The organism is Nocardioides hwasunensis (genome assembly GCF_014779665.1).
GTDB classification, from domain to species: Bacteria; Actinomycetota; Actinomycetes; order Propionibacteriales; family Nocardioidaceae; genus Nocardioides; species Nocardioides hwasunensis.
Genome location: NZ_JACXYY010000001.1, coordinates 579,629 through 597,143 on the forward strand (window position 1 = coordinate 579,629; position 17,515 = coordinate 597,143).

The 17,515-nt window shown below is 70.1% G+C and carries 13 protein-coding genes; all 13 read left to right on the plus strand.

Annotated features, from left to right (window positions below; translation table 11 throughout):
- Positions 1 to 107 precede the first annotated feature (107 nt).
- The 13 genes from IEZ25_RS02875 to alaS all read left to right on the plus strand — a co-directional run bounded on the left by IEZ25_RS02875 (position 108) and on the right by alaS (position 17,515).
- Positions 108 to 818: an MBL fold metallo-hydrolase gene (locus IEZ25_RS02875; RefSeq protein ID WP_191197859.1), complete on the plus strand. Its 711-nt coding sequence runs from the start codon at positions 108 to 110 to the stop codon at positions 816 to 818.
- Position 819: 1 nt separating this feature from the next.
- Positions 820 to 2,175 (plus strand): histidine--tRNA ligase, encoded by a 1,356-nt coding sequence (gene hisS / locus IEZ25_RS02880; RefSeq protein WP_191197860.1) that lies wholly within the window; start codon positions 820 to 822, stop codon positions 2,173 to 2,175.
- Complete coding sequence (gene aspS, locus IEZ25_RS02885) at positions 2,172 to 3,980, plus strand: aspartate--tRNA ligase (RefSeq protein ID WP_191197861.1); 1,809 nt, start codon at positions 2,172 to 2,174, stop codon at positions 3,978 to 3,980. The genes hisS and aspS overlap by 4 nt, the downstream gene beginning before the upstream one ends.
- 293 nt (positions 3,981 to 4,273) lie before the next feature.
- Entirely contained in the window at positions 4,274 to 5,308 is a 1,035-nt protein-coding gene (locus IEZ25_RS02890) for an ABC transporter permease (protein WP_191197862.1), read from the plus strand.
- A gap of 80 nt (positions 5,309 to 5,388) precedes the next feature.
- Positions 5,389 to 7,158, plus strand: a complete 1,770-nt coding sequence (locus IEZ25_RS02895) for an ABC transporter substrate-binding protein (protein WP_191197863.1) — start codon at positions 5,389 to 5,391, stop codon at positions 7,156 to 7,158.
- 173 nt (positions 7,159 to 7,331) lie between these two features.
- The gene (locus IEZ25_RS02900) at positions 7,332 to 8,342 is read left to right on the plus strand and encodes an ABC transporter permease (RefSeq protein ID WP_191197864.1); all 1,011 of its coding nucleotides are present in this window, start codon (positions 7,332 to 7,334) and stop codon (positions 8,340 to 8,342) included.
- Positions 8,339 to 9,439: an ABC transporter ATP-binding protein gene (locus IEZ25_RS02905; protein WP_318152008.1), complete on the plus strand. Its 1,101-nt coding sequence runs from the start codon at positions 8,339 to 8,341 to the stop codon at positions 9,437 to 9,439. Before IEZ25_RS02900 ends, IEZ25_RS02905 begins: the two co-directional genes overlap by 4 nt.
- Positions 9,436 to 10,761: an ABC transporter ATP-binding protein gene (locus IEZ25_RS02910; protein WP_191197865.1), complete on the plus strand. Its 1,326-nt coding sequence runs from the start codon at positions 9,436 to 9,438 to the stop codon at positions 10,759 to 10,761. Before IEZ25_RS02905 ends, IEZ25_RS02910 begins: the two co-directional genes overlap by 4 nt.
- Positions 10,762 to 10,814: 53 nt before the next feature.
- Positions 10,815 to 12,197, plus strand: coding sequence for a replication-associated recombination protein A (locus IEZ25_RS02915; RefSeq protein ID WP_397182969.1), 1,383 nt, complete (start codon positions 10,815 to 10,817; stop codon positions 12,195 to 12,197).
- A gap of 2 nt (positions 12,198 to 12,199) precedes the next feature.
- Entirely contained in the window at positions 12,200 to 13,975 is a 1,776-nt protein-coding gene (locus IEZ25_RS02920; protein ID WP_191197866.1) for an ABC transporter substrate-binding protein, read from the plus strand.
- A gap of 38 nt (positions 13,976 to 14,013) precedes the next feature.
- Positions 14,014 to 14,547 carry a hypothetical protein gene (locus IEZ25_RS02925; RefSeq protein ID WP_191197867.1) on the plus strand — a complete coding sequence of 178 codons (534 nt, stop codon included), beginning with the start codon at positions 14,014 to 14,016 and terminating at the stop codon, positions 14,545 to 14,547.
- Positions 14,547 to 14,804 (plus strand): DUF6167 family protein, encoded by a 258-nt coding sequence (locus tag IEZ25_RS02930; protein ID WP_191197868.1) that lies wholly within the window; start codon positions 14,547 to 14,549, stop codon positions 14,802 to 14,804. Before IEZ25_RS02925 ends, IEZ25_RS02930 begins: the two co-directional genes overlap by 1 nt.
- Positions 14,804 to 17,515, plus strand: coding sequence for an alanine--tRNA ligase (alaS, locus tag IEZ25_RS02935; RefSeq protein ID WP_191197869.1), 2,712 nt, complete (start codon positions 14,804 to 14,806; stop codon positions 17,513 to 17,515). Before IEZ25_RS02930 ends, alaS begins: the two co-directional genes overlap by 1 nt.

Consider the following 17,515-nt stretch of genomic DNA (forward strand, 5'->3'; position numbering starts at 1 on the left):
CCATCGTAGTCATGGTCGCGACTGGCCTCGGTAGGCTTCCCTCCTGAGAAGATCCGACCGGAGACCTGACGGACCGGACAAGTCGAGACAAGCAAGGACTGACGCCTGTGTTCATCGCCGGCTTCCCCGCCGGGCCGTGGGGCACCAACTGCTATGTCGTGGCGACCGGTCCCGGCGCGGAGTGCGTCGTCATCGATCCCGGCAAGGACGCCGCCGACGGCGTCGCCGAGGTGGTCCGCGAGCACAGGCTCAAGCCGGTCAGCGTCCTGGTCACCCACGGGCACGTCGACCACATGTGGTGCGTCGCGCCGGTCGCCGGCACCTACGACGCGACCGCGTGGATCCACCCCCGCGACCGGCACCTGCTGACCGACCCGATGGCCGGGATGAGCCGCGAGACCACCCAGATGCTGCTCGGTGGCGACCACACGTGGGCCGAGCCCGACGACGTGCGCGAACTGTCCGACCTCGCCGAGCTCGAGCTCGCGGGCGTGCGGTTCGTCGTCGACCACACGCCGGGGCACACCGAGGGCTCGGTGACCTTCCGTACGCCGTACGTGCAGCAGGACGTGTCCGAGGTGATGTTCTCCGGCGACCTGCTCTTCGAGGGCTCCATCGGCCGCACCGACCTGCCCGGGGGTGACCACGCGACGATCCTGCGCAGCCTGGCCGACAAGGTGCTGACGCTCCCCGACGACATCGTGGTGCTTCCCGGTCACGGCAACCAGACCTCCATCGGCCGCGAGCGCGCCACCAACCCCTACCTGCTCGACCTCCAGCGCGAGGGCGACTCCGACCAGGTCACGCGAGGACTCTGAGATGAGCAAGATCGCCCCGCTGAGCGGGTTCCCCGAGCTGCTGCCTGCGCAGCGCACCGTCGAGCGCGAGGTCGTCGCCTCCCTGTCGCACACCTTCGAGCTGCACGGCTTCGCCAACATCGAGACCCGCGTCGTCGAGCCCATCGAGCGGCTGGCCAAGGGCGGCGAGGTCGACAAGGAGATCTACGTCCTGCAGCGCATCGCGGCCGAGCCGGACGCGAAGGCCGAGCTGGGCCTCCACTTCGACCTCACCGTGCCGTTCGCGCGCTACGTCCTCGAGCACGCCGGGCACCTCGAGTTCCCCTTCCGGCGCTTCCAGGTCCAGCCGGCCTGGCGCGGGGAGCGCCCGCAGGAGGGCCGCTACCGCCAGTTCACCCAGGCCGACGTCGACATCGTCGGGCGCGACGAGCTGCCCTTCCACCACGACGTCGAGGTGATGTCGGTGATGGTCGACGCCCTCGGCCGGCTGCCGATCCCGCCGGTGTCGTTCCAGTTCAACAACCGCAGGCTCATCCAGGGCTTCTACCGCGGCCTGGGCATCGACGACGTCACCGACGCGATCCGCGTCATCGACAAGCTCGACAAGCTGCCGGCCGAGGAGGTCGCGAAGCTGCTCGTGGAGCGCGTCGGCACGACACCCGAGCAGGCGCAGCGGTGCCTGGAGCTGGCGACCATCCGGGTCGCGGACTCCTCCTTCGTCGAGCGGGTCCGCGCGCTGGGCGTCACCGACGAGCTGCTCGACCAGGGCCTCGACGAGCTTGCGGCGGTCGTCGAGGGCTGCCGTGCCGTCGCCGGCGACCGGGTGAGCGTCGAGGCCAACCTGCGCATCGCTCGCGGTCTCGACTACTACACCGGCACCGTCGTCGAGATCTTCATGGAGGGCTACGAGCGGTTGAAGTCGGTCGGCGGGGGAGGACGCTACGACGCGCTCGCCAGCGACGGACGGACGACCTACCCGGGCGTCGGCGTGTCCTTCGGCGTCTCCCGCACGCTGATCCCGCTCATCGCCGACGAGGTGCTGTCCGGCAGCCGCCCGGTCCCCAGCGCGGTCCTCGTCGCGCTCAACACCGAGGACGACCGCGCGGTCAGCACCGCGGTCGCCGCCGCCCTGCGGTCCCGCGATATCGCTTGCGAGGTCGCCCCTGCTCCTGCGAGGTTCGGCAAGCAGATCCGCTTCGCCGAGCGTCGTGGCATCCCCTTCGTCTGGTTCGTCCAGCCCGACGGCAGCCACCAGGTCAAGGACATCCGCTCGGGGGAGCAGGTCGACGCCGACCCGGCCACCTGGACCCCGCCCGCGGCCGACCTCCGGCCCACGATCACCAGCACCGCCACCAGCAACAAGGAGACCCTGAAGTGATTCGCACCCATGACGCCGGCGCCCTGCGCGCCACGGACGTCGGACAGACCGTCACGCTCGCCGGGTGGGTGGCGCGTCGGCGCGATCACGGCGGTGTCGCGTTCCTCGACCTCCGCGAGCGCAGCGGCGTGGTCCAGGTCGTCGTACGCGACGAGGCGGTGGCCCACAGCCTGCGCAGCGAGTTCTGCCTGAAGGTCACCGGGGAGGTCGTGGCACGCAAGGAGGGCAACCAGAACCCCAACCTGGCCACCGGCGAGATCGAGGTCGTCGCCACCGAGCTCGAGGTGCTCTCCACCTCCGACCCGCTGCCGTTCCCGATCGACGACGCGTCGGGCCACAAGGGTGGCGAGGTCGGCGAGGAGGCACGCCTGCGGCACCGCTACCTCGACCTGCGCCGCTCGGGCCCCAACGCCGCGCTGCGCCTGCGCAGCAAGATCAACAAGGCCGCGCGCGACGTGCTCGACGAGCGCGACTTCGTGGAGGTGGAGACTCCCACCCTCACCCGCTCGACTCCCGAGGGGGCGCGCGACTTCCTGGTGCCGGCCCGCCTGGCCCCCGGCAGCTGGTACGCGCTGCCGCAGAGCCCGCAGCTGTTCAAGCAGCTGCTGATGGTCGGTGGCATGGAGCGCTACTACCAGATCGCGCGCTGCTACCGCGACGAGGACTTCCGCGCCGACCGCCAGCCGGAGTTCACCCAGCTCGACATCGAGATGAGCTTCGTGGACCAGGAGGACGTCATCGAGCTGATGGAGGACGTCCTCGAGGCGATGTGGGCGCAGGCCGGACACACGATCGAGCGTCCCCTGCCGCGGATGACGTACGCCGAGGCGATGGCGATGTACGGCTCGGACAAGCCCGACCTGCGGATGGGCCTCGAGCTCGTCGAGTGCACCGACTACTTCAAGGACACCGGCTTCCGGGTCTTCCAGGCCGACTACGTCGGCGCCGTCGTGATGCCCGGCGGCGGCAGCCAGCCGCGCCGTCAGTTCGACGCGTGGCAGGACTGGGCCAAGCAGCGCGGGGCCAAGGGCCTGGCCTACGTCACGGTCGCCGACGACGGCGAGCTCGGGGGACCGGTCGCGAAGAACCTCACGGACACCGAGCGCGCGGGCCTCGCCGCGCACGTCGGCGCCGCCCCCGGCGACTGCATCTTCTTCGCCGCGGGTCCGGCCAAGAGCAGCCGAGCGCTCCTCGGTGCCGCGCGGCTCGAGATCGGCCGCCGCGGCGACATGCTCGACGACTCGACGTTCGCCTTCACCTGGGTGGTCGACGCGCCGCTGTTCGAGCCGAGCTCCGACGCGGTCGCCAGCGGCGACGTCGCCGTCGGCGCCGGCGCCTGGACGGCCGTGCACCACGCCTTCACCAGCCCCAAGCCCGAGTTCGTCGACACCTTCGACACCGACCCCGGCAGCGCGCTGGCCTACGCCTACGACATCGTCTGCAACGGCAACGAGCTGGGCGGCGGGTCCATCCGTATCCACCGCGGCGACATCCAGAAGCGCGTCTTCTCGGTGATGGGCCTCGGCGAGGAGGAGGCGCAGGAGAAGTTCGGCTTCCTCCTCGACGCCTTCAAGTTCGGCGCGCCCCCGCACGGCGGCATCGCCGTGGGCATGGACCGCATCGTCGCGCTGCTCGCCGGCACGGACTCGATCCGCGACGTGATCGCCTTCCCCAAGTCCGGGGGCGGCTACGACCCGCTGACCGCGGCCCCCGCGCCGATCACGCCGGAGCAGCGCAAGGAGGCCGGGGTGGACGCCACGCCGGAGGACGCCCGGGCCGAGGGAAGCCCCGCAGCCGGCGCCTGATCCGTACGTCGACCCGGCTGCGGCCACCTCGAGGGGTGGCCGCAGCCGTCTCGTCGTGTCCGGACGAGGCGCGATCTCGTTCGGAGATGACGAGATCATCGCGGACAACATCCCGTCGGGCAGCCGATCTCCAACATGTTTGCCGGGCCCGTTCGGCCAACGGGTCGTAACGGGATCGTTACGCGCCAGTGATCGTCCCTGCGTCGCGGGTCACATAGAGTCGCGTCTCGGCGCAGGTCTCGGGAGACCCCGAGCCCGGGCACCGAGACAGTCCCGAACAAGATGGGGAGAGCATGTCGGCAGACACCGCAGGGCCGGAGACGCTCGGCTCGTTGAGCGACGAGCCGCAGCACCAGGATCCCAACAGCCAGCAGGCCAAGGAGATCGCCGGCAAGTCCCCACTGCGCATCGCGCTGGGCCGTCTGGCCCGCGACAAGATCGCGGTGGTCTGTGCGGTCGTCGTCTTGTTCTTCATCATCTGCGCCGTGTTCGCCGGACCGATCAGCCACCTCTTCGGCGTGAGCCTGGAGACTCCGCTGGCCAGCGAGCGCGTCGACGGGCTCAACAACAACATGCCCAAGCCCGAGATGGGACCGCCGTTCGGCCCCTTCACGTGGGAGCACCCGATGGGTGTCGCGCCGCGGACGGGCAACGACAACCTCGCCTACTGGCTCTACGGCTGCCGCATCTCGCTGCTGATCGCCGCCAGCGCGACGCTCGTGGCCAGCGTCACCGGCGTCGTCGTCGGCCTGCTCGCCGGGTTCCTCGGGGGTGCGGTCGACAAGATCCTGTCGTTCTTCGTCGACACCTTCCTCACCATCCCGTTCCTGCTCGCCGCGCTGACGCTCGCGCCTATCCTCAACGAGCGGTTCGCCCTCTACGACAGCTACGCGACGATCCAGAAGTTCAGCCTGGTCGTGGTGCTGGCGCTGTTCGGGTGGATGGGCACCGCGCGCCTCATCCGAGGTGAGGTGCTGGCGCTGCGCGAGCGCGAGTTCGTCCAGGCGGCCCGGGTGATGGGCATGCCCACCTCGCGCATCCTCTTCAAGGAGCTGCTGCCCAACCTCGCCGCGCCGATCATCATCAGCGTGTCGCTGATGCTCCCGGCGTTCGTGGCGGCCGAGGCCGGGCTCGCCTACCTCGGCATCGGCGTCACCGACGGCGTCTCCTGGGGCCAGACGATCCTCCAGGCGGCCACCCCGACCTACTTCCGTGAGTACCCGCAGTACCTGTGGCAGCCGTTGCTCGGCATCGTCGCCCTGGTGCTCTCCCTCAACCTCCTGGGTGACGCGATCCGCGACGCCCTCGACCCCAAGACCCGCCGCTGAGCCACGCTCGGCCCACGGTCGCTCGCACGTCGCCGGAGACGCCGTCCTCGGTGAGAAACACAATGGAAAGGCTGGACAGCATGAAGCGGAACAAGCCGCTCGCACTCGTTGCCGGCGCCGCTCTTCTGACCCTCGCTGCCTGTGGCGGCGGGTCGTCGGACGGTGGCGGCAGCAACGGAGGAACGGACCGGGAGTTCGGTGACCAGGAAGGTGGCACCAAGGACGCCGCCCGCAAGGGTCCTGCCGCAGAGATCGAGGGCGCCGCGACGGGTGGCACGATCACCGTCTACCTGCCCGGCGACCCGGGCCCGGACTCGCTCGACCCGACCACCGGGTGGTCCGTCACGGGCAACTCCATCCAGCAGGCGCTCACCAGCCGCTCGCTGACCCAGTACGCCCGCGACGAGAACGGCCAGCCGGTGCTGGTCCCCGACCTCGCGACCGACCTCGGCACGCCCAACGACGACTACACCGAGTGGACCTTCACGATCCGCGACGACGCGACGTGGGAGGACGGCAAGCCCGTCACCGCCGAAGAGGTCGCGTTCGGCATCTGCCGCTCGCTGGACTCCGAGGCGTTCCCGTCCGGTGCCGGCACGGAGTACTCCAAGACGTACTTCAAGGACGCTGCCGACTACGAGGGCCCCTACACCGGCAAGGACCCCAACTGCGAGAAGTGGGACGGCATCGCGGTCGACGGCCAGGACATCACCATCTCGATGGCCAAGCCGTTCCCCGACATGGACTACTGGGGCGCCTTCATGACCATGGGCCCGGCCCCGCTCGGCAACGCCTCCAAGCCGCCGAACTACGGCAACAAGCCGCTGGCCAACGGCCCCTACAAGGTCGACAGCTTCAAGCCCAACGAGGAGCTCGTCCTCGTCAAGAACGACCAGTGGTCCGCTGACTCCGACCCGGCCCGTCACCAGTACGCCGACGAGTTCGTGTTCAAGTTCAACCAGGACCAGTCCAAGGTCGACGAGATCATGCTCTCGGACAACTCCGACAGCCAGACCGCCGTCTCCACCGGCCTCGGCTCGGACAAGTACACCGACGCCAACGGCCAGCTGGGCGACCGCCTGGTGCAGCAGACCTCGCAGTGCGTGTCCACGCTGACGCCGGACTACGACCAGATCACCGACATCAACGTCCGCAAGGCGCTCGCCTACGCGTACCCCTACGAGGACGTGTGGATCGCCAGCGGCGAGGTCCCGGGCGTGACCCGGGTCCCGGCCAACTCGATCATGCCCCCCGGCATGGCGGGCAAGAAGGACTTCCAGGTCGACGGTGAGCAGATCACCTACGACCCGGAGAAGGCCAAGGCCCTCCTCGAGGAGGCCGGTGTCGAGATGCCGTACCCGATCACGATGGTCTACTACGAGGTCGACCCGCTGGCCAAGGCCGCCCAGGACCAGATCACCAAGGGCTTCGAGGCCTCGGGCTTCAAGGTCAAGGCCGTCCCGGTCCAGGAGTCGCCCTACAACATCTGGCTCGACCCCGACAACAAGGTCAACAAGACCCTCAACCTGCGCGGCGTGAACTGGTGCTCGGACTGGCCCTCGGGCTCGACGATGATCCCGTCGCTGCTGCGCGGCGGCGCCGTCTACAACACCGCTCGCTTCGACGAGGCCTCGGTCAACGACGAGATGGACAACATCGCGACCCTGCCCCTCGAGGAGCAGGCCGACGCCTGGGGCTCGCTGGACGAGGAGATCATGACGGACTACTTCCCGATCATCCCGACCGCGTTCCGCAACGACCTGTTCGTCTTCGGCACCAAGATCGGCAACCCGACGGGCGATGGCTCGATCGGTGCGCCGAACTACAAGGACCTGTACGTCATGCAGTGATCCCGGTGCTCTCGCAGGTTGGGGAGCACCACGTAGTACCCAGTAGCAACCACTGACGGGTGGGGGCTCCCGACCGGGGGCCCCCACTCGCCAGCCCGGACCTCCCGGACGGGACGCAGTAGGCTGCGTGCCCGGGGGGCCGACTCATCCACCACCCCGGAGAGTGACCTGCGATGTTCGCGTATGTCGTGAAGCGGCTGATCTCGGGAGTCCTCGTCGTGACCTTGGTCTCGATGGCGATCTTCCTGCTGTTCTGGTACGGCCCGTCGAGCCCGGCGCAGCCCATCTGCGACCGAGAGACCAGCAACCGGTGCACCCAGACCAAGCTGGCCGTCTACGAGAAGACGCTGGGCTACGACAACCCGGTCTACGAGGAGTACGGGAAGTACGTCAAGGGCATCTTCGTCGGTCGCACGCTCACGATCGCCTCCAACGACTACGAGTGCGGAGCGCCATGCCTCGGCGTCAGCTACCGCACCAAGCAGCCGGTCAAGGAGGAGCTGGTCTCGCGCATGCCCGCGACCTTCTCCGTGGCCATCGGAGGCGCGTTCCTCTACCTCCTCTTCGGCGTCCCGATCGGCGTCGCTGCCGCACGACGGCGCGGCACCGTGGCCGACAAGGCCCTGGTCTCGAGCTTCCTGTTCATCAGCTCGATCCCCTACTACCTCTTCGCGCTGCTCACCTGGCTCTACCTGACGATCACGTTCCCGATCCCGTTCTTCAGCGACACGGGCTACTTCTCCATCGCCCAGAACGGGCCACTCAAGTGGTTCGGAGGTCTGTTCCTCGCCTGGGTGGCGCTCGGCATCTTCGGCTGCACGCAGTACACGCGGTTCACGCGAGGTGCGATGGTCGAGGCGCTGAGCGAGGACTACATCCGCACCGCCAAGGCCAAGGGCCTGCCGACGCGGACGATCGTCTACAAGCACGGGCTCCGAGCCGCCCTCGTGCCGGTCGTGACCATCTTCGGCATCGACTTCGGCACGCTGCTCGCCGGCACCATCTTCACCGAGCGCATCTTCGACATCCAGGGCATCGGCTACTGGAGCCTGCAGGCCGTCCAAGGACGCGACCTGCCGGTCGTCCAGGCCACGGCACTGTTCAGTGCCGTCGTCCTGATCATCGCCAACCTGCTCGTGGACGTTGTCTACAGCGTCCTCGACCCGAGAGTGAGGCTCTCGTGACCAGCATTCCCGTGACCCCGTCGTCCGCCGCGTCGAGCGACCCGGAGGGCCCCTACCTCCAGGTGGAGGACCTGCAGGTCACCTTCCCGACCCAGGACGGTCCCGTGACCGCGGTCAAGGGCCTGTCCTACTCGGTCGCGAAGGGCCAGACCCTGGGCATCGTGGGGGAGTCGGGATCGGGCAAGTCCGTCTCGAGCATGGCCGTGATGGGCCTGCACGACGCCAAGTCCGCCCGGATCTCCGGCTCCATCAGGGTCGGCGGCACCGAGATCGTGGGCCTGGGCGAGTCGCGGATGCGCAGCCTGCGCGGCAACTCGATGGCGATGATCTTCCAAGACGCGCTCGCTGCCCTGCACCCGTTCTACAAGATCGGCAAGCAGCTGGAGGAGGCCTACCTGGTCCACCACTCCAGCGCGTCCAAGCGAGACGCCCGCCGCAAGGCGATCGAGATGCTCGACCGGGTGGGCATCCCGCAGCCCGACCGGCGCGTGGACGACTTCCCGCACCAGTTCTCCGGCGGCATGCGGCAGCGCGCGATGATCGCGATGGGACTGATCAACGACCCGTCGCTGCTCATCGCCGACGAGCCCACGACCGCCCTCGACGTGACGGTGCAGGCTCAGATCCTCGACCTGCTGCAGGACCTCCAGCGCGAGTTCAACTCCGCCGTCATCATCATCACCCACGACCTCGGCGTCATCGCGGAGATGGCCGACGACGTGCTCGTGATGTACGCCGGCCGGTGCGTGGAGTACGGCACGACCAAGCAGATCCTCACCGCGCCCGAGATGCCCTACACGTGGGGACTGCTGTCCAGCATCCCCGACGTGCGCGCGTCGACGGACGCCCGTCTCATCCCGATCCCGGGCAACCCGCCGAGCCTGCTGAGGCCGCCGTCGGGCTGCTCGTTCCATCCTCGCTGCGTGCACTCCGACAAGGTCGCCGGCGACCTCTGCAGCACCGAGCTCCCCGAGCTGCTGCCGGCCAGCAGCGGAACGGCCCATCTCAGGCGGTGCCACCTGGCCGACCCCGTCGGGGTCTACCAGTCCGAGGTGCTGCCCGAGATCGCCCCCGAGCTGGTCGAGGAGACCCGATGACGCAGGATCCCAACACCCGGGCCGAGGTGGAGCCGACCGAGATCGGCGCGAACGCCGCAGAGACCGGCGAGCGCCGGCTCGAGGACACGCACGACGTGACCGCCGACCACGAGGTCCCGATCGGGGACCTCGACTTCGCCGCGGTGGCCGAGCACGGCCACGTGGCCGCGGAGCGCGACCCCGACGCGCCCGCCGTCCTCACGGTCGACAACCTCAAGATGTACTTCCCGGTGAAGTCCTCGGGACTGGTCCGTCGCACGATCGGTCAGGTGCAGGCCGTCGACGGGATCTCGTTCGAGGTGCCCAAGGGAGGCTCGCTGGGTCTCGTGGGCGAGTCCGGGTGCGGCAAGTCGACGACCGGTCGGCTGATCACGCGGCTCTACACGCCCACCGGCGGCTCGATGATGTTCGAGGGTCAGGACCTGGCGAAGCTGTCCAACCGGGAGATGAAGCCGTTGCGCCGCGACGTGCAGATGATCTTCCAGGACCCCTACACCTCGCTCAACCCGCGCCACACGGTCGGCACGATCGTCGGTGCACCCCTCGAGGTGCACAACATCGTCCCGAAGAAGCAGGTCATCCCGCGGGTCAAGGAGCTGCTCGAGGTCGTGGGTCTCAACCCCGAGCACTACAACCGCTACCCCAACGAGTTCTCCGGCGGCCAGCGCCAGCGCATCGGCATCGCCCGGGCGCTCACGCTGAACCCCAAGATCCTGGTGGCCGACGAGCCGGTCTCCGCGCTCGACGTGTCGATCCAGGCGCAGGTCGTCAACCTGCTCCAGGACATCCAGCGTGAGTTCGACGTGGCGTTCCTCTTCATCGCCCACGACCTCGCGATCGTGCGCCACTTCTGCCCGGAGATCGCGGTGATGTACCTCGGGAAGATTGTCGAGATCGGTGACCGCGAGACGATCTACTCCCACCCCCACCACCCCTACACGCAGGCGCTGCTGTCGGCCGTGCCCGACGTCAAGCAGGCAGCGGTCGGTGGTCGTCGCGAGCGCATCCGCCTCGAGGGTGACGTGCCGAGCCCGATCAACCCACCCTCGGGATGCCGCTTCCGCACCCGCTGCCAGTTCGCGCAGGAGATCTGCGCGAAGGTCGAGCCACCACTGCTCCAGATCGGCAAGCGCCACAAGGTCGCCTGCCACTTCGCCGGCGAGCTGGGAGCCCACCCGGCCACTCCGGTGACCACGGAGATCCTCGGTGTCGACGACCAGGGCAGTGCGGTCCCCGGGGCCACCCCGGCGGCGCGGCTGTCGATCCCGGGCTACGAGAAGACGTGGTACGACCTCGACACCAAGCAGACCGCCGGCGCCTGAGCCGAGCGGTCCTGCTGCCGGCGCTGTCGGCGCAGTGGGAGAGACTCACCGACGTGGATGGCCTGTTCGAGATCCCGGGCGCCGGGCAGCCCGCGCGCGGAGCCGTGCCCGGCCAGGTTCCGGGGTCGGGATCGCTCGGTGCCAACACGCACGCGTCGGCGCCGCTCGCCGTGCGCATGCGCCCGCGCACGATCGACGAGCTCGTCGGCCAGCAGCAGCTGCGCGCCACGGGGTCGCCGCTGCGTCGCCTGATCGAGGGCGACCAGTCGATGTCGCTGCTCCTGTGGGGACCGCCCGGCACCGGCAAGACCACGATCGCGGCCATCGTGAGCCAGCAGACCAGCCGTCGGTTCGTCGAGGTCTCGGCCGTGTCGGCGGGGGTGAAGGAGGTGCGCGCCGCGATCGACGGTGCCCGCGCCGAGCTCGTCCGCACCGGCGAGGAGACCGTGCTCTTCGTCGACGAGGTGCACCGCTTCAGCAAGGCCCAGCAGGACGCCCTGCTGCCCGGCGTCGAGAACCGCTGGGTCACCCTGATCGCCGCGACCACCGAGAACCCGTTCTTCTCCGTCATCAGTCCGCTGCTCTCGCGCAGCCTGCTGCTGCGGCTGCAGTCCCTGACCGACGACGACGTCGCGGAGGTGATCGACCAGGCGCTGGTCGACGAGCGCGGGCTGTCCGGCTCGACCGAGCTGGACGAGGACGCGCGCGACCACCTCGTACGCCTGGCCGGCGGTGACGCGCGACGCGCCCTCACCTACCTCGAGGCGGCCGCGGGCGCGGCCGTGAGCAGCGGCAGGGAGTCCATCGACCTCGTCACCGCGGAGACGGCCGTCGACCAGGCAGCCGTGCGCTACGACCGGCAGGGTGACCAGCACTACGACGTCATCTCCGCCTTCATCAAGTCGATCCGCGGCTCCGATCCCGATGCCGCGCTCCACTACCTCGCACGGATGATCGAGGCGGGGGAGGACCCCCGCTTCATCGCGCGGCGCCTCGTGGTCCATGCCAGCGAGGACATCGGCCTGGCCGACCCCACCGCGCTCCAGGCCGCGGTCGCGGCCGCGCAGGCGGTGCAGCTGATCGGCATGCCCGAGGCGCGGATCAACCTGGCTCAGGCCACGATCCACCTCGCCATCGCCCCGAAGTCGAACGCGGTCATCGTCGCGATCGACGGAGCTCTCTCCGACGTGCGCGCGGGCAAGATCGGGCAGGTTCCCTCGCACCTGCGCGACGCCCACTACGGCGGTGCCAAGGACCTCGGTCACGGCAAGGGCTACCGCTACCCGCACGACGAGGCCTTCGGCGTGGTCGAGCAGCAGTACCTACCCGATGTGCTCGCGGACGCGTCCTACTACTCGCCCACCAGCCTCGGCTCCGAGGCCGGCGTCAAGGAGCGCTGGGAGCGGGTCAGGCGGATCGTGCGGGGCAAGGCATGAGCATGCCCCCATCCCGATCGACGGCGTGGGTGGCATGTGCCCTGCTCGTCGCGCTCGCCGCCTGCACCACGGGTCGGCCCGGGTCCGCCGACCGTGAGAACAGTGGCGCCGTCCGCACGTTCGGGCCGCAGGGCGTCGGCTCCAAGGACCCCACGCTGACGGGTCCGGCCGCGGAGGTCGACGGAGCGACGAGCGGCGGGACGCTCACCGTCTACCTGCCGAGCGCCCCGGGACCGGACACCCTCGACCCCACGGACGCCCAGTCCGCGCCGGGCAACGCGATCCAGCAGGCGCTGGTGAGCCGGTCGCTGACCCAGTACGCCCGGGGCGACGAGGGGCAGCCGGTGCTCGTGCCGGACCTCGCCACCGACCTGGGCACCCCGAACGACGACTTCACCGAGTGGACCTTCACCATCCGCGACGACGCGACGTGGGAGGACGGCAGCCCGGTGACCGCCGACGACGTCGCCTTCGGGATCTGCCGGTCGCTCGACACGGAGGCCTTCCCGTCCGGGCCCGGGAACGAGTTCTCGACCCACTACTTCGCCGGCGCCGACGACTACGACGGCCCCTACACCGGCCAGGACCCCGAGTGCGACGGCTGGGACGGCGTCACCGTGGACGGACAGGACGTGACCATCGCGATGACGAGGCCGTTCCCCGACATGGACTACTACGGCGCCATGATGGTCATGGGCCCGGCGCCGCGGGGCTCGGCATCCGAGCCGACCCGCTACGCGCAGCGCCCGATGGCGAACGGCCCCTACAAGGTGGAGAGGTGGCAGCCGGACGAGGAGCTCGTGCTCGTGCGCAACGAGGAGTGGGAGGGTGCGTCCGATCCCGCTCGTCACCAGTACGTCGACACGTTCGTGTTCAAGTTCAGCCAGGACCAGGCGAAGGTCGACGAGATCATGCTCTCGGGCAACGCGGCCAGCCGCACCGCCGTGGCGACGTCCTTGAGCGCCAGCCGCTACCAGGAGGCCAACGACCGACTGGGACAGCGACTGGTCCACCAGACCTCGCAGTGCGTCGCCACGATCACCCCCGACTACCGCAAGATCACCGACATCCGGGTGCGCAAGGCGCTGGCCTACGCCTATCCCGCCGAGGACACCTGGCTCGCCGCGGGCGACGTGCCGGGGGTGACCCGGGTCCGGGCCGGCTCGCTCATGCCGCCCGGCATGCCGGGCCAGAGCGACTTCCGCATCGACGGCGAGCCGCTGACGTACGACCCCGAGCGGGCGCGCGAGCTCCTGGCGGAGGCCGGCTACGCCGACGAGCCCTACCCGATCACGATGGCCTACAACTCGATCGACGCCCGCGCCAGCGCGATGCAGGAGCAGGTCACGACCGGCCTGGAGGCGGGGGGCTTCTCGGTCAGGAGCATCCCTGTCCAGGGATCGACCTACAGCGTCTGGACCGACCCCGACAACAAGGTGAACCAGCTGCTCAACCTCCGTGGGGTCGGGTGGTGCCCGGCGTGGCCGGCCGGGTCGGCGCTGCTGCCGCCGCTGCTGAAGAGCGGGGCCCCGTTCAACACCGCGCACTTCGACGAACCCGCGGTCGACGCCGCGATGGACGCCATCGCCGAGCTGCCGATCGACGAGCAGGCGGACGCGTGGGGCGACCTCGACGAGATGATCCTCGAGCGCTACTTCCCGATCATCCCGGTCGCCTACATGAACCACCTCTTCGTCTTCGGCGACCAGGTCGGCAACCCCAGCGGGGACGCGGCCGCGAGCGCACCCAACTACAAGGACCTCTTCGTCCTGCGGTGACGCGCGCGGCCTGTCGGGCGCCCTTATAGGGTGTCCCGGTGACGACGGAGCAGGTGTGGCTGGTCGCAGCCGGCGCGGTGGCGCTCACCGCGCTCGTGCTGGCGCTGCTCGCGCGCCGTCGGGCACGTCGTGCCGAGGGCCTGCTCGAGACCCTGGTCGCGCGGGTCGCGCTCCTGGAGTCACCGGCGACCGACGTCCCGGTGCCGCTCGCGGACACCGGAGCGACGACCTACGTCATCACCGGTGTCGGCGACGGCGCGGCGGCCACGACGGCCCCGACGGACCCGCCCGATCCCGAGGTCCCGCTCGCCCGGCCGATCGACGGGCGGCTCTTCGCCGACATCGTGGCGCGCGAGAGCGTGGTCAAGGCCGCCTCCTGGACCCACGGCCTGCGCCGAGCGCTCTCTCCCGAGAGCCGCAACCGGATCCGGTTCCACGTCCGCCAGGAGACCAAGCAGGCCGGCCGCGAGCGCCGCGCGGAGATGAAGCAGGCGCTGCGCGAGTTCCGCGCCCGTGAGCGCGCCGCCGCCCGCCGCGACGTGGACGGCGACCTCAGGGAGGACGTCGCCTGATGGGTCGCCCACTCTGGTTCGTGGCCGGGGCGGGGGTCGGGGTGTACGCCGCCGCCCGCGCCCGTCGTGCCGCCGAGTCACTGACCGCCGACGGCCTGCGCGACCGCCTCCGCGGCTGGCAGGTGGGCGCCCGGCTGTTCGCGGAGGAGGTCCAGCAGGGCCGCACCGAGCGCGAAACCGAGTTGCGCGAGCAGCTGGGCCTGCGGCCCCATGGAGTTCCCGAACTGACCAGCACCGAGATGAAGGACCTGCCCTGATGGACACCGCCGAGATCCGCCGCCGCTTCCTCGCGCACTTCGAGGCCGCCGGACACGCCGTGGTGCCCTCTGCCTCGCTGCTGGCCGACGACCCCAACCTGCTCTTCGTGCCGGCCGGCATGGTCCCCTTCAAGCCCTACTTCCTGGGCCAGGAGACGCCGCCGTTCGACCGGGCGACCAGCATCCAGAAGTGCGTGCGCACGCCGGACATCGAGGACGTCGGCAAGACCACGCGCCACGGCACGTTCTTCGAGATGTGCGGCAACTTCTCCTTCGGCGACTACTTCAAGCAGGGCGCCATCGAGCTGGCCTGGAGCCTGATCACGACGCCGATCAGCGACGGTGGCTACGGCCTGGAGAAGGACCGGCTCTACCCGTCGGTGCTGGTCGGTGACGACGAGGCCATCGAGCTGTGGATGCAGGTGACCGGCTTCCCGCGCGAGCGCATCGTCCAGCTCGGCCCGAAGGAGAACTACTGGTCGATGGGCGTGCCCGGGCCCGGTGGCCCGTGCTCGGAGATCCTCTACGACCGCGGTCCGGACTTCGGCCCCGACTTCGACCCGTCCACGCTCGGGCCCGACATGCCGGTCGAGCTCGAGGACCGGCTGCTGGAGATCTGGAACCTCGTCTTCATGCAGGACGAGCTCAGCGCGGTGCGCTCCAAGTCCGACTTCGACATCTCCGGCTCCCTGCCGAAGAAGAACATCGACACCGGCATGGGGCTGGACCGGGTCGCGCTCCTGCTCCAGGGCAAGCAGAACATGTACGAGATCGACGTCGTCTACGGCGTGATCGAGAAGGCCGAGCAGATGACCGGCAAGCGCTACGGCGCGGACCCGGCGGACGACGTGCGGTTCCGGGTGGTCGCCGACCACGTGCGCTCCTCGATGATGCTCATCGGTGACGGCGTCACGCCCGGCAACGACGGTCGCGGCTACGTCCTGCGCCGCCTGCTGCGCCGCGCCGTCCGCTCGATGCGCCTGCTGGGCTGCGAGGACCGGGTGCTGCCCGAGCTGATGCCGGTCTCGCGCGACGTGATGGGCCAGACCTACGACAACCTCGTCAGCGACTGGGCGCGGATCTCGCAGGTCGCCTTCGCCGAGGAGGACGCCTTCCGCAAGACCCTCCAGGCCGGCACCCAGATCTTCGACACCGCCTCGTCGGAGGTGAAGCAGTCCGGCGGCACCACGCTGTCCGGCGAGCGCGCCTTCGCCCTCCACGACACCTACGGCTTCCCGATCGACCTGACCCTCGAGATGGCCTCCGAGGCAGGGCTGAGCGTCGACGAGGAGGGATTCCGCGGCCTGATGGCCGAGCAGCGGGAGCGGGCCAAGGCCGACGCCCGGGCCAAGAAGGGCGCCCACGGCGACACCGCGGTCTACCGCGGGATCCTCGACGAGTTCGGCCCGACCGAGTGGCTCGCCTACGAGACGCTCGAGACCGAGTCGCGCCCCCTGGCACTGCTGAGCGGTGGCGCCTCCGTGTCGCACCTCGCGCAGGGCGAGATCGGCGAGCTCGTGCTCGACCGCACACCGTTCTACGCCGAGTCCGGCGGTCAGGTCGCCGACGCCGGCACGATCATCTTCGACGGCGGCCGGCTCGAGGTGCTCGACGTGCAGCGCCCGGTCAAGGGCCTGGTCGTGCACCAGGTCCGGGTGCTCGACGGTGAGCTGACCCCGACCGCCGGGACGGGTGAGGTCCATGCGCGCGTCGACCCCGAGTGGCGCACGGGCGCCCGCCAGGCGCACTCCGGCACCCACGTGGTGCACGCGGCCCTGCGCGAGGTGCTCGGTCCCACCGCCCTGCAGTCGGGCTCCTACAACCGCCCGGGCTACCTCCGTCTCGACTTCGGCTGGACGCAGGCGCTGAGCCCCGAGCAGGTCCGCGAGGTCGAGCGCGTCTCGCAGCAGGCGCTGCGCGCGGACCTGGCCGTCGGCTGGGACTACATGACGCTCGAGCAGGCCAAGGAGTGGGGCGCCATCGCGCTCTTCGGCGAGACCTACGACAACACCAAGGTGCGCGTCGTCGAGATCGGCGGCCCGTGGTCGCGCGAGCTCTGCGGCGGCACGCACGTCGACCACTCCTCGCAGATCGGCACCGTGGTGGTCACCGGCGAGACGAGCGTCGGCTCGGGCAACCGGCGCATCGAGGCGCTGACCGGCGTCGAGGGCTTCGGCTACCTCGCCCGCGAGCGCGACGTGGTCGCCCAGCTGACCGGGCTGCTCAAGACCCAGCCCGACGACCTGGTCGACCGGGTGCAGGGACTCACCGAGCGCCTGCGCGCAGCCGAGAAGGAGCTGGAGAGGGCGCGCCTGGCCCAGCTCCTCGGAGCCAGCGCCGAGCTGGCGGCCGGCGCCGCCCAGGTCGGCCCGGTCCGGCTGGTGGCGCACCGCGCCGACGGCGCTGCGGGAGGCGACGTACGCAACCTCGCGATGGACGTGCGTGGGCGGCTCCCACAGGGCGAGCCGGGCGTCGTCGTCATCATCGGCAGTGCCGATGGCAAGGTGTCCGTCGTCGCCGCGACCAACGACGAGGCGCGCGCCCGTGGCCTGTCCGCCGGCGAGCTCGTGCGGGCGGTCGGCCCGCTCCTCGGCGGCAAGGGCGGTGGCAAGGACGACGTCGCCCAGGGCGGTGGCACCGACGCCTCCCGCATCGACGAGGCGCTCACGCTCGTCGCGTCCGAGGTGGCCGCGAAGGCTGCGCAGGGCTGA

Excerpts from the sequence above, each read along its gene's own strand:
- hisS (WP_191197860.1), top strand. The coding sequence starts at position 820 with ATGAGCAAGATCGCCCCGCTGAGCGGGTTCCCCGAGCTGCTGCCTGCG.
- IEZ25_RS02890 (WP_191197862.1), top strand. The coding sequence starts at position 4,274 with ATGTCGGCAGACACCGCAGGGCCGGAGACGCTCGGCTCGTTGAGCGAC.
- IEZ25_RS02895 (WP_191197863.1), top strand. The coding sequence starts at position 5,389 with ATGAAGCGGAACAAGCCGCTCGCACTCGTTGCCGGCGCCGCTCTTCTG.
- IEZ25_RS02900 (WP_191197864.1), top strand. The coding sequence starts at position 7,332 with ATGTTCGCGTATGTCGTGAAGCGGCTGATCTCGGGAGTCCTCGTCGTG.
- IEZ25_RS02910 (WP_191197865.1), top strand. The coding sequence starts at position 9,436 with ATGACGCAGGATCCCAACACCCGGGCCGAGGTGGAGCCGACCGAGATC.
- IEZ25_RS02920 (WP_191197866.1), top strand. The coding sequence starts at position 12,200 with ATGCCCCCATCCCGATCGACGGCGTGGGTGGCATGTGCCCTGCTCGTC.
- IEZ25_RS02930 (WP_191197868.1), top strand. The coding sequence starts at position 14,547 with ATGGGTCGCCCACTCTGGTTCGTGGCCGGGGCGGGGGTCGGGGTGTAC.
- alaS (WP_191197869.1), top strand. The coding sequence starts at position 14,804 with ATGGACACCGCCGAGATCCGCCGCCGCTTCCTCGCGCACTTCGAGGCC.